This window comes from Deltaproteobacteria bacterium HGW-Deltaproteobacteria-18 (assembly GCA_002841885.1).
In the GTDB taxonomy this organism is placed as follows: domain Bacteria; phylum Desulfobacterota; class Desulfovibrionia; order Desulfovibrionales; family Desulfomicrobiaceae; genus Desulfomicrobium.
In genome coordinates this window covers 1-11,009 of the sequence record PHBE01000031.1, presented here as the reverse complement: position 1 = coordinate 11,009, position 11,009 = coordinate 1, and the positions used below count along the sequence as shown (strand labels likewise).

The window sequence follows — 11,009 nt, the reverse complement described above, 5'->3', positions numbered from 1 at the left end:
TTGCTTCCCGGCCGTTCGCCGCACAAAGCACAGCAGAAAGCCCAAACCCCAAGGCCGGGAAGCATTACGAGGCCCGCGAAGGAGTTCCGGCAGACCTTGACCGAACTCCGACGGTCTGCGCAGCCCCGCATCAAGAGATGCCTCCGGCGGGCAGGGAACACGTCCCCTGCACCCCTGACATTTTCAACACCCCTCCGCTCCGCCTCAAGCAGGCCGTCGGGGTTCGGGCGAGGGCTGTCGGCTGTCCGACTGAGCCGGGCATCGTTTGCTTCCCGGCCGTTCGCCGCACGAAGCACAACAGAATGCCCAAACCCCAAGGCCGGGAAGCATTACGAGGCCAGCGAAGAAGTTCCGGCAGACCTTGCCCGAACCCCGACGGTCTGCGCGCCCCTGCATTCAACTCCAAAGTCTGGAGCCATTCGGAAAGAAAAAATCATTTTTTTAATTGACAGCCAGCACTGCCCTTTATAAACACGTTTCCTCGTTGAGCGGGAGTAACTCAGTGGTAGAGTGCAACCTTGCCAAGGTTGAAGTCGCGAGTTCAAATCTCGTTTCCCGCTCCACAACGAAGGCGGCATAGCCAAGTGGTAAGGCAGAGGTCTGCAAAACCTCCATTCTCCAGTTCAAATCTGGATGCCGCCTCCAAGCACCGCGGGAGTAACTCAGTGGTAGAGTGCAACCTTGCCAAGGTTGAAGTCGCGAGTTCAAATCTCGTTTCCCGCTCCAGATTTTTCGGCCGGTCCCTGACCGGCCTTTCCTTTCAGCCGGACCGCCACGCAAAAAATGCTTGCGTCATGACCTTCTGATTAGGACTGCCTCACTTCGAGCGCGGGAGTAACTCAGTGGGAGAGTGCAACCTTGCCAAGGTTGAAGTCGCGAGTTCAAATCTCGTTTCCCGCTCCACAAAAATTGAAAGGCCGGTTTGTCCGGCCTTTTTCTTTTTTCTCCACCCAAGTTTCGCTGCAAACAGCCACCATCCCCTCGAACAAGGGGACTCCGGACATGCCCTTCTAACTACCTGAAAAAGAATAGATTCCAACCTTCGCGGGAATGACGCACAGGTTCTTTCACGACTTTTTGCAGCGGCCCGCGCCCAGCAACTTCTCCACCACCTACAGACAACACCGTCCTTGAAAAAAGGCCCATGGCAGGCATCAACGTTTCCTGCCAAAGAGCGATCCCAGCACTCCGCGCAGTATTTCCCGGCCAAGCTGGGTCCCGATGGTCCGCACCGTGCTCTTGACCAGAGCCTCGGCCACGCCCTGTCTGCGCCCCGACCCCGAAAACCAGCCGCTGTCCGTCCCCTTGCTCCTGGCCTGCGTCTCGGCCTGCCTGGCCTCTTCCGCCCGGGCCATGGATTCGCTCGCCCTGACCTGCAAAAGCTCAAAAGCCGATTCCCGGTCCACGGCCGCATCGTAACGCCCCTTCAAGGGAGAACGGGACAGCATGGTGGCTCGTTCCTGCTCCGTCAACGGGCCGATGCGCGAATACGGTGGGCGGATCAGAATCCGCTCGACCATGCGCGGCCTGCCTTTTTCATCCAAGGCGGAGACCAGTGCCTCGCCAGTGCCGAGACTGACGATGGCTTCGCCGGTGTCGAAGGCGGGATTGGCCCGAAAGCTCTCGGCCACGGCCCGCACTGCCTTTTGTTCCCTCGGCGTGTAGGCGCGCAGGGCATGCTGGATCTTGAGCCCAAGCTGCCCCAGGATCTGGTCCGGGACATCCGTCGGGCTCTGGGTGATGAAATAGATGCCTACGCCCTTAGAGCGGATCAGGCGGACGACCTGCTCGATCTTGTCCACCAGGGCCTTTGGCGCGTTGTCGAAAAGCAGATGGGCCTCATCGAAGAAAAAGACCATGACGGGTTTGTCTGGGTTGCCGACCTCCGGCAACTGCTCGAAAAGCTCGGCCAAAAGCCAAAGCAGAAACGTGGCATAGATCTTCGGCGAGCGGGACATGAGGCTTGAGGCATCCAATATGGAAATGACGCCGTTGCCCGAAAAATCGACATGCATGAGGTCCCCGAGGTTCACCGCCGGCTCGCCGAAAAAGATGTCCCCGCCCTGTTCCTCCAGCACCAGCAACTGCCGCTGCAATGCGCCCACGCTGGCGGCGCTGATGTTGCCGTAGGTCCCGCGCAGCTCCGCCGCATTCCCGGCCATGAACTCCAGCATGGCCCGCAGGTCCTTTAAATCGAGGAGCAAAAGGCCCTGCTCGTCGGCGATGCGAAAACAGGCGTACAGGATCCCGCTTTGCGTCTCGTTCACGCCCAGCAGCGAGGAAAGAAGCAGCGGCCCCATCTCGGAGATGGTGCTGCGCAGGGGGTGCCCGCTTTGGCCAAAGACGTCCCAGAAAACAACGGGACAGCCCTGAAAGGAAAAATCCTGCGTGGGCATGACGGCCAGGCGCTCATCGATCTTCGCATGAGGAGTGCCCGCCACCGCGACGCCCGAAAGATCGCCCTTTATGTCGGCCGCAAAGACCGGAACCCCCATCCGCGCATAGCTCTCCGCCAGCACCTGCAGCGTGACGGTCTTGCCGGTGCCGGTGGCACCCGTCACCAGACCGTGACGATTGCCCATGACTCCAAGCTGATACAAACCCTGTCCGCCTGCCCCGCCAAGCAAAAAATCATATGCGCTCATGGCCCCTCCTTGAAGAGTGCACCGCCGTGTATTGACTCCGCACCCGCATATCAAAGCGGGTTCCAAAAACAAAGGCCATTGACTTGCTCCAAAAGCCTCGTCACAACAACCCTCGACACGTTGTTCATCACGCGCAGGCAAAACGCTTCGCGCGCAAGACCTTTGGAAGCAACCCCAACCCGTCGCAATTCGGACCAATATGATCAAGATACACCCCTGCCCCAAGGGCTACGTCACGGACCTGGACAAGACCTGCACTCCCGAGGAAACCGTCATCCGGGCGCGGGAGGCTCTGGCGCATTCGGGCAAGCGCATTCTGGCCCAGACCCGGCGCATCGACACCGGACGGCTCGGCATTCCGGTCTACATGTCGCTCTGCGGCGAAGACGCCCTGGGCATAATGCCCACCCGCAAGCAGATGGGCAAAGGCGCTTCCGCTCCCCAGGCCGAAGCCTCGGCGCTGATGGAACTGGCGGAAAGATTCAGCTATTTCTCCTACTGGGACACCCCCGAAAACTTTCAGCCCATGACCTGGTCGCAGGCTCGGGAAGCATTTGGCGACAGACTCCTGCCTATCTCCTACATGATCCAGTCCGTGGCGGACGGGGTCTGTGAAGATGACGCGGCCCGCATCCTCGACCTGTTGCCCTGGCGTTTCGCTCCGGTCACGGACATCGGAGCCGGTCAGGAATTCATGGCCCCGCTGGACTGGTTCAAGAAGCTCAACGAATTCAATGGGTCGTCCGCCGGAAATACCCTGGAGGAGTCCATGCTGCAGGGCGGATGCGAACTGGCCGAGCGCCATGTCTGCGCCGTCGTCGACCGCACCCGGCAGGAGACCCCCAGCATCGATCCTGCCTCCTTCACCGATCCGGTCCTGATCGAGCTGCACGAAAAATTCTCCGCCAACGGCCTCAAAGTCATACTCAAGGATTTCAGCCTGGGCCTGCCCGTGCCCACTGTGGCGGCCCTGGTCATGGACCCGGCCACCTTCCCGCACAAAAGCGAGATCGTCTTCACGGCGGGAACGGCGTCATCCCCCGAGAAAGCGGCCATCCGCGCCCTGACGGAAATCGCCCAGCTCGGCGGGGATTTCGAGACCGGCAGCAATTACGAGGCCTCGGGCCTGCCCAAGTTCATGCACCCGGACCAGTGCGCATGGCTGATTTCCGGCGATATGGTCTCCATCCACTCGCTGCCTTCGAACAAGGACGCGGATATCGCCACCGAACTCGAAAACTTCTGTGCGCGTCTCAAGGACCAGGGGTTCACCTTTTTCTCCGTGGACACGACGGTCAAAGAGCTCAGCATCCCCGCCAACTACAATTTCGTCCCCGGATTCCTGTTCCGGGAACGTACGCCCATGGCCTCGCTGGGCCTGTTCGTTGGCCGCGTGTTGGCCGAGGACATGGACCCCGAGCAGGCCGAAGCGGGGCTTGACGTGCTCGAAAAAATTCATCCCGACGCCCATTACCTGCCGTTCTTCCGGGGCCTCGTGGCCCTGCGCCTGGGCGAGATCGACCAGGCTGCGTCCTGGTTCGCGCAGGCCGAGACCCTGCAGCCCGAAGCCGACGACCGGGGCCTGGCCGCATTCTATCAGGCTTACGCGCTCTCCCAGCAGGGGCAGTGGGCCAGCACGATCCCCCACCTGGACCGGGCCGTTACGCATTGCCCCGAGGTCAAGGAATACTTCAACCTGCGCGGGGTGGCCTATTTCAAGCAGCAGGAATTCGCCGGAGCGGCGGCCAACTTCGAACTGGCCCTTGCTCTTGACAGCGGATCGGCCATGGACCTCGCGAATCTGGGGTTGTGTCACAAGTTCATGAACAACGCGGACAAGGCCCGGGAACTCCTGACCGAAGCGCTGGCCCTCGACCCAGCTCTGGAATTCGCCCGCACCCATTTGAACGAACTTTAGCGCCTGAAGGAGAAAAACATGGATATCAGCAAGAAAATCGCCGAACTCAAGACCGACCCCGGATTCACTGAAAACGTGGGCATGGTGCTGGTGCACAACGGCGTTGTCCGCGCCTGGTCACGCAAGGACAAATCCAAGGTCAGCCAGGTCAGGATCGAGGTCGATCAGGCCAAGGTCGAAGCCATCCGCGCCGAAATCGAAGCCCGTCCCGGCATCTTCCAGGTCGTGGCCGAAGCAAAAAGCGGTGAATACGTGCCCGGTGACGACCTGCTTTTCCTGATCGTGACCGGAGACATCCGTGAAAACGTCAAACCGGCCTTGAGCGATCTTCTGGACCGCATCAAATCCGAAGCCGTGAGCAAGCAGGAACTTGCCCAGTAAATGGAGAATCCCCAAACCATGAAGCGTCAAACCCTTTTTGCGTTGATCATCCCGATCATTCTTGGCGCCTTCCTTGGCGTGTCCGTAGCCGCCATGGCGGCCACGGACGCGCCAATACCTACCGGCGGCACAACCTTCGACTACGCATGGCTCAAAGGCCGCGCCCGAGCCCTGGCCGCCACACCCCATGTCAGCCACGAAGGGGAACTGCCCAAGGTACTGCAGAACCTGACCTGGGACGACTACATGCAGCTCTCCTTCGATTCGGAGCATGCCTTGTGGCAGGACGGAAAGTCCCTTTTCCGGGCCGAACTTTTCCATCTGGGGCTGTATTTCAGGACCCCCATCACCCTCTATGAACTGGAAGGCGGAAAGGTCAAAGAGCTCGACTACACTCCGGACCTCTTCAAATACGGAAACTCCGGAATAAAAGGCAAGGACCTGCCCAAAAACCTCGGCTTCGCCGGATTTCGCTTCCGCTACCATACCGACTGGGCCCGTGACCTGATCGCTTTCCTGGGCGCAAGCTATTTTCGCGCCGTGGGAGGCGAGATGCAGTACGGACTGTCCGCCCGCGGACTGGCCGTGGACACGGCCCTGCCACGGCCCGAGGAATTTCCGCTCTTCACGCACTTCTGGCTGGAAAAACCCCGCCCTGGAAGCGACACCGCCACGGTCTACGCCCTGCTCGACTCGCCCAGCGTGACCGGGGCATACCGCTTCGACATCCGCCCCGGCCAGACTCTGACCATGAAGGTGGACGCGGCCCTTTATCCGCGCAAACCCATCGAACGTCTCGGCGTGGCCCCCCTGACCAGCATGTTCCTGCACGGCGAAAACGACCGCCGCATGGGCTACGACTGGCGGCCGGAAATCCACGATTCCGACGGACTGGCCATTCACAACGGCAACGGCGAATGGATCTGGCGGCCTCTGGAAAACCCGCCCTTCCTGCGCTTCAACGCCTTCATGGACCAGAACCCGCGCGGTTTCGGCCTTTTCCAGCGCGACCAGAACTTCGACCACTACCAGGATGACGGCGTGTTCTACGACAAACGCCCCAGCGTCTGGGTAGAACCCGTGGGAGACTGGGGCGCAGGCTCGGTGCAACTGGTCGAGATATCCCATGTCGACGAGACCTTCGACAACATCGTGGCCTTCTGGAACCCCGCCGCTCCGGTGGAAGCCGGCCAGGAACTGCTTTTCAGCTACAATCTGTACTGGGGCACCAACCCGCCCATGCCCGGCAACCTGGCCCGCGTGATCGACACCTTCACGGGCCTTGGCGGCGTGGTCGGCAAGAAACGCGAATACTACAGCAGGCGTTTCGCCGTGGACTTCGCCGGCGGCGACCTGGCCATGATCGCCAAGGATTCCAAAATCACGCCTGTCCTGAGCACCTCGGCCGGACGCATCGAAATCACCTCGGTGCGGCCGCAGCATGCCCTCAAGGGCTTTCGCTGCATGTTCGACGTGGTCCCCCCCGACGAAACCCAGAACCCCATCGACCTGCGCCTGCACCTTGAGGTCGACGGCCGCCGCATCAGCGAAACCTGGGTCTACCAGATGACGCCCCCGCCCCTGCAGGACCGCACGCTCTACAACCCCTAAGCCTGCTGGGCGGCACCGAAAAAAGAATCAAAAAAAGGGCTTTGGCGCACGCCGAAGCCCTTTTTTTACGTTCACACCATCCGCCAGCTCAAAGGCCGCGCAAGACCTCTGCGGCCAGATCCCGCACCCGCACCGCCTCTTCGTCCTTGCCGTACTTGATACAGCCCTGGGCGTAGAGCCTCACCCTCTCCCGCAGCGCGGCCGCGACCAGGGCCTGCTGTTCGACGTCCAGGGCCATGTTCCGCAGCAGGTCGATCATGGCGTAGACCCGGTACAGATCAAGGCCGATGATGCGCCGGGAGAGCTGGTCCGCGTGCCCGCCGGTCTTGACCGTCAGGGATTCGGGCACCAGACCCACCGGATGACGCGCCCCGACGCGCAGCCACAGGCTGTAGTCCTCGCAAGCGGGCAGGCGCTCGTCAAAAGGCCCAAGCTCCTGCCACAGCTCGCGGGTGAACATGACGCACGACGGGCTGATCAGGCACAACTCGAGGGATCGGTCCAAAAACCATCCGGCGGGCTTGGCATGTTTGAAACGGGGATTGACCCGTTGCCCGTTCCTGATCCAGATTTCGTCCGTCTGGCAGATCGCAAACCCACTCTCGGCCATGAAACGGACCTGCTTTTCGAGCTTGTCCGGCATCCAGTAGTCGTCGGAATCCAAAAGGGCGATGTACCCGCCGCCACTGGCCGCAATGCCCCGGTTGCGGGCGGAGCTGACCCCTTTATTTTCCTGATGCATTCCCGTAAGCCGGGGATCGTCGAATTCGGCCAGCACCGAGGCCGTCGCGTCGGTGGAGCCGTCATCAACGACAAAAAGCTCAAGATCGGCCCAGGTCTGCCCCAGCACGGAGGCAACGGCCCGAGCCAGAACATCTGCCCTGTTGTGGGTGGGGATAATTACGGAAACACATGTCATGAGAAGCATCCAGGTCGTCAATGTCCGGTGGTTCAACGCCACAGCCTGGTACGGGATGTACCTGAGCCGCCTCCTGCTCGAAGGCGGCCATGAGGTCCTGGTCCTGGGCCTGCCGGACACCCTGTCCGCCCGCAAGGGGGAGGAGTGGGGGCTGCCCATGCGCCTGATGGACCTGAACACGACCACGCCCTGGGGCATAGCCGCGCTGTACGGCAAACTCAAGCGGTTGGTGCGCGAATTCAGGCCCGATGTGGTCAACTGCCACCGGGGCGAAAGCTACCTGCTGTGGGGCCTGATCAGGAAGGAACTGGGCGGGTTCAAACTGATCCGCACCCGCGGCGACCAGCGGTTGCCAAAGGCCAACCTCGTCAACCGCTGGCTGCACAATGATGTCAGTGACGCGGTCATCACCACAAACTCGCCCATGACCCGCCATTTCCGGGATGTTTTCCAAGTGCCAAAAGGCAAGCTGCACCAGATTCTTGGCGGGGTGGACACCAGCGTCTTTTATCCCGACCCGGCCGCCCGCGCCCGCATTCGGGCGGAACTGGGGTACGGGGACAACGACTTCGTCGTCGGCCTGCTCGGCCGCTTCGACCAGGTCAAGGGCCAGCACGAGCTGATCCGGGCCGTGGCCAGACTGCACGGACAGGGCATGACAAACATCCGTCTCCTGCTGCTCGGCTTTGATTCGGCCACGCCCGAATCCACCGTGCGCGACTGGATCGCGGAGCGCGGCATTGCTTCCATCACTACCATCACGGGCAAGCGTCCGGATATCGCCGCCTGCCTGAACGCCCTTGATCTTGGAGTGGTCGCGTCACTGTGGTCCGAGACTATCGCCAGGGCGGCCCTTGAAATCATGGCCACGGAAGTGCCGCTGATCGGCACCGATGTGGGCGTCATGCCCGACCTGCTGGAGCCGGAGGCTCTTTTTGCCGCCGGTGATGTGGACGCTCTGGAACAGGGCATCCGCGCCGCGGCCACGGAACCCGGCCTGGCCGAAACCCTGCGCCAGGCGCAACGCAGGCGCATGGCCGATCTTTCAGGCCGCGATTTTCTGTCCCGAACCCTGGCGGTTTACGAGGGTGCACTATGAAACGCATTGCGCTGATGCTCCCGAAACTGAGCCGTTACGGTGGAGCCGAGCAGTTCGGATACCGTCTGGCCGAATTTCTGGCCACGCAGTGTGCGGCGGAGTTCGACGTCACCTTCATCTGCTCCAGGCAGGATGGCCCCCCTCCAAAAGGTGTAAAGGTAATCCGGGTCGGCCGCCCCATCCCGGGCAAGCTCGGCAAGGTTCTCTGGTTCGCCCTGGCCGCGGAGGTCGTGCGGCGCAGGGGAAAATTCGACGTGAGCATGGGGCTCGGGAACACCGTGTTCCAGGACATCTCGCGCCTGTCGGGGGGGCCGACAAAACTTTTCTGGGACTACTCCATCCGCGCCTATGCCCCGGGCCGGGAACGCACCCTGAAGACCCTTGCCCGGCACCTGTCTCCGGGCAAACAGCTCGGTCGGCTCATCGAAGGACTCTGCGTGCGGAACACCCCTGTGCTGGTGGCCAATTCCGAATTCGTGCGCGACCTGACGATCAAGGCGCACCCCCATCTTGCGCCTGAGAATATCCATCTCGTCTACAACAAACCGGACCTGAACCGCTTTTCCCCGGGCGATCAAGCCGCCAAGGCGCAGCTGCGCGGTCGCTTCGACCTTCCGGAAAACGCGGATCTCATCATCACCGCGGGCACCAATTTCCGGTTGAAAGGCGTGCACGTCCTGATCAGGGCCCTGGCCCAGCTGCCGCCGTCCTTCCATCTGGCCGTGGCCGGCGGGCGCGGCAGCCGCGACCTGATCGCTCTGGCCGAAGGTCTTGGGATGCGGGAGCGCGTCCACTTCCTGGGCCGGGTGGACGACATGCCCGCCCTGTACCGGGCCGGGGACATTTTCGTGCTGAACACCTTTTACGACGCCTGCGCCAACGCCGTGCTCGAAGCCCTGGCCTGCGGCCTGCCGACCATCTCCACGGCCTGCAACGGCAGCTCCGTCTTCCTGCGTCCCGAAGCGATCCTGGCCGACCCGGCGGACACAGCAGGGCTGGCCGGGCGCATCAGAACCATGATCCACAACGGCTCCACCGCGCGCACCGATTATGCGCCGCCAAGCGGGCTTGAGCCCTATGCCGACCTTATCCGGGAATTTTCATGACCAATCTTGCCACCTTTGAGCCCAAACGCATCCTTGTCTGCCAACTGCGCCAGATCGGCGATGTGCTGCTGACCACGCCATCCATCCGGCTCCTGAAGGAGCGCTACCCAAACGCGGCCATCGACATCTTCACCGAAAAAAAATGCACGCCGGTGCTCGAAAACAATCCGCACGTGCGCAGGATATGGGCGCTCAACAAGAAGGAGCTGCCAAACTTTCTGGCCGAGCTTAAGTTCTATGCCCGCATTGCCCGTGAAAACTACGATCTCATCGTAGATTTCCAGCAGCTTCCGCGCTGCCGCTTCGTGACCCTCATGAGCCGCGCCCAGGTCCGCCTTTCCTACCCGCCGCCCTGGTACAACCGGCTGCTCTACACCCACTGGGCCAAACCCGTACCCGCCTATTCCGGCAGCTACCGGGCCAGCATCCTTGCCCCGCTGGGCATCGCCTGGAGCGGACAGGCCCCGGAAATTTTTCTGACCGAAGCGGAGACCGCATGGGCCAGGGAGTATCTGGCCGGATTCGGGCTTGCTGCGGGCAGTTTCATCACCCTGGACCCGACCCACCGCCGCACAACCCGCCTTTGGCCGGCCCGTCATTACGGAGCCATGATCGGCCAGGTTCATGCCGCGCGGCCCGATCTGCGTTTTTTGATCCTCTACGGCCCGGGCGAAGCGGACATGGCCCGCGAGGTTCTGGACCACTGCCCCGCGCCCGAGGCCTGCGTCTTTCCGGACACAGTCATCGGCCTGCGTCAGATGGCGGCGGTGCAGTCCCTGGCCCGGCTGCACGTCGGCAACTGTTCCGGGCCGCGCCATTTCGCCGTGGCCGTGAACACCCCGACGCTGACGGTTCTGGGGGCGACCAGCGGCGGCTGGCGCTTTCCGTCGGATGACCATCAGGACATCTTCGAAGACCTGCCCTGCCGTCCCTGCAACGAGAACACCTGTTCCCGCAGCGACCACGCCTGTTTGGAAAACCTGCCTCCCCGACGGGTCGCGGACCGGGTACTGGAAATTTTAAGCGCCCGTGGTTCTTCTTAGGGAACACCGCATTTCCGTATTGCCTGCCCCTCTTTCAGCCCGTATGGATGAGGCTGTATCAAAGCCTTTTGATCAGTATTTTTTTAAAGGGAGTGACTTCATGAAGAGATTAGCGCTTTCCCTGTGCATCCTGCTGTTCTGCTCCGGTTCGGCCATGGCCGACGGTCTGGACACGTTTCTGGACAACCTGAATGTCCAGGCAAATGCTGACCGACACGGCGTCGTCACCAGCGTCGGCTCACATTTCGGCGTGCCCTTCTCCGATGTGGAACTGATAATGGGCACCA

General features: G+C 61.7%; 9 protein-coding genes and 4 tRNA genes. 11 read left to right on the top strand and 2 right to left on the bottom strand.

Features of this window, described 5'->3' with window-relative positions:
- Positions 1-488 precede the first annotated feature (488 nt).
- From CVU60_17900 to CVU60_17885, 4 genes are all read left to right on the top strand, one after another.
- Positions 489-563 (top strand) — tRNA-Gly (locus tag CVU60_17900).
- A gap of 7 nt (positions 564-570) precedes the next feature.
- A tRNA-Cys gene (locus tag CVU60_17895) sits at positions 571-645 on the top strand.
- A 6-nt stretch (positions 646-651) separates the two neighbouring features.
- Positions 652-726, top strand: a tRNA-Gly gene (locus CVU60_17890).
- A gap of 102 nt (positions 727-828) precedes the next feature.
- A tRNA-Gly gene (locus CVU60_17885) sits at positions 829-903 on the top strand.
- A gap of 251 nt (positions 904-1,154) precedes the next feature.
- Here the strand turns inward: CVU60_17885 and CVU60_17880 are convergent.
- Positions 1,155-2,645, bottom strand: coding sequence for an ATP-binding protein (locus CVU60_17880; protein ID PKN40014.1), 1,491 nt, complete (start codon positions 2,643-2,645; stop codon positions 1,155-1,157).
- Between the two features lie 199 nt (positions 2,646-2,844).
- Between CVU60_17880 and CVU60_17875 the strand changes: the two genes are divergently transcribed.
- Genes CVU60_17875 through CVU60_17865 form a run of 3 tightly spaced genes read left to right on the top strand, consistent with a single transcriptional unit; the run spans position 2,845 to position 6,555 of the window.
- On the top strand, positions 2,845-4,563 hold the full coding sequence (locus tag CVU60_17875) for a hypothetical protein (GenBank protein ID PKN40013.1): 1,719 nt from the start codon (positions 2,845-2,847) through the stop codon (positions 4,561-4,563).
- Positions 4,564-4,581: 18 nt separating this feature from the next.
- Positions 4,582-4,944, top strand: a complete 363-nt coding sequence (locus CVU60_17870) for a molybdenum cofactor biosynthesis protein (protein ID PKN40012.1) — start codon at positions 4,582-4,584, stop codon at positions 4,942-4,944.
- Between the two features lie 18 nt (positions 4,945-4,962).
- Entirely contained in the window at positions 4,963-6,555 is a 1,593-nt protein-coding gene (locus CVU60_17865) for a glucan biosynthesis protein D (protein PKN40015.1), read from the top strand.
- Between the two features lie 88 nt (positions 6,556-6,643).
- Here the strand turns inward: CVU60_17865 and CVU60_17860 are convergent, their stop codons facing one another.
- Entirely contained in the window at positions 6,644-7,474 is an 831-nt protein-coding gene (locus CVU60_17860) for a glycosyl transferase (protein PKN40011.1), read from the bottom strand.
- Between CVU60_17860 and CVU60_17855 the strand changes: the two genes are divergently transcribed.
- From CVU60_17855 to CVU60_17840, 4 genes are all read left to right on the top strand, one after another.
- A complete protein-coding gene (locus CVU60_17855) occupies positions 7,473-8,573 on the top strand; it encodes a glycosyl transferase (GenBank protein PKN40010.1) in 1,101 nt (366 codons plus the stop codon). The genes CVU60_17860 and CVU60_17855 overlap by 2 nt on opposite strands.
- Positions 8,570-9,679: a glycosyl transferase gene (locus CVU60_17850; protein PKN40009.1), complete on the top strand. Its 1,110-nt coding sequence runs from the start codon at positions 8,570-8,572 to the stop codon at positions 9,677-9,679. The genes CVU60_17855 and CVU60_17850 overlap by 4 nt, the downstream gene beginning before the upstream one ends.
- Positions 9,676-10,722: a glycosyltransferase family 9 protein gene (locus tag CVU60_17845; GenBank protein PKN40008.1), complete on the top strand. Its 1,047-nt coding sequence runs from the start codon at positions 9,676-9,678 to the stop codon at positions 10,720-10,722. The genes CVU60_17850 and CVU60_17845 overlap by 4 nt, the downstream gene beginning before the upstream one ends.
- 100 nt (positions 10,723-10,822) lie before the next feature.
- A partial coding sequence (locus CVU60_17840) for a hypothetical protein (GenBank protein PKN40007.1) occupies positions 10,823-11,009 on the top strand: 187 nt, incomplete at its 3' end.

What these genes read in the sequence shown, in the direction of transcription:
- CVU60_17860 (PKN40011.1), bottom strand. Translation starts at nt 7,474, where the DNA reads ATGACATGTGTTTCCGTAATTATCCCCACCCACAACAGGGCAGATGTT.
- CVU60_17850 (PKN40009.1), top strand. Translation starts at nt 8,570, where the DNA reads ATGAAACGCATTGCGCTGATGCTCCCGAAACTGAGCCGTTACGGTGGA.
- CVU60_17875 (PKN40013.1), top strand. Translation starts at nt 2,845, where the DNA reads ATGATCAAGATACACCCCTGCCCCAAGGGCTACGTCACGGACCTGGAC.
- CVU60_17870 (PKN40012.1), top strand. Translation starts at nt 4,582, where the DNA reads ATGGATATCAGCAAGAAAATCGCCGAACTCAAGACCGACCCCGGATTC.
- CVU60_17855 (PKN40010.1), top strand. Translation starts at nt 7,473, where the DNA reads ATGAGAAGCATCCAGGTCGTCAATGTCCGGTGGTTCAACGCCACAGCC.
- CVU60_17865 (PKN40015.1), top strand. Translation starts at nt 4,963, where the DNA reads ATGAAGCGTCAAACCCTTTTTGCGTTGATCATCCCGATCATTCTTGGC.
- CVU60_17845 (PKN40008.1), top strand. Translation starts at nt 9,676, where the DNA reads ATGACCAATCTTGCCACCTTTGAGCCCAAACGCATCCTTGTCTGCCAA.
- CVU60_17880 (PKN40014.1), bottom strand. Translation starts at nt 2,645, where the DNA reads ATGAGCGCATATGATTTTTTGCTTGGCGGGGCAGGCGGACAGGGTTTG.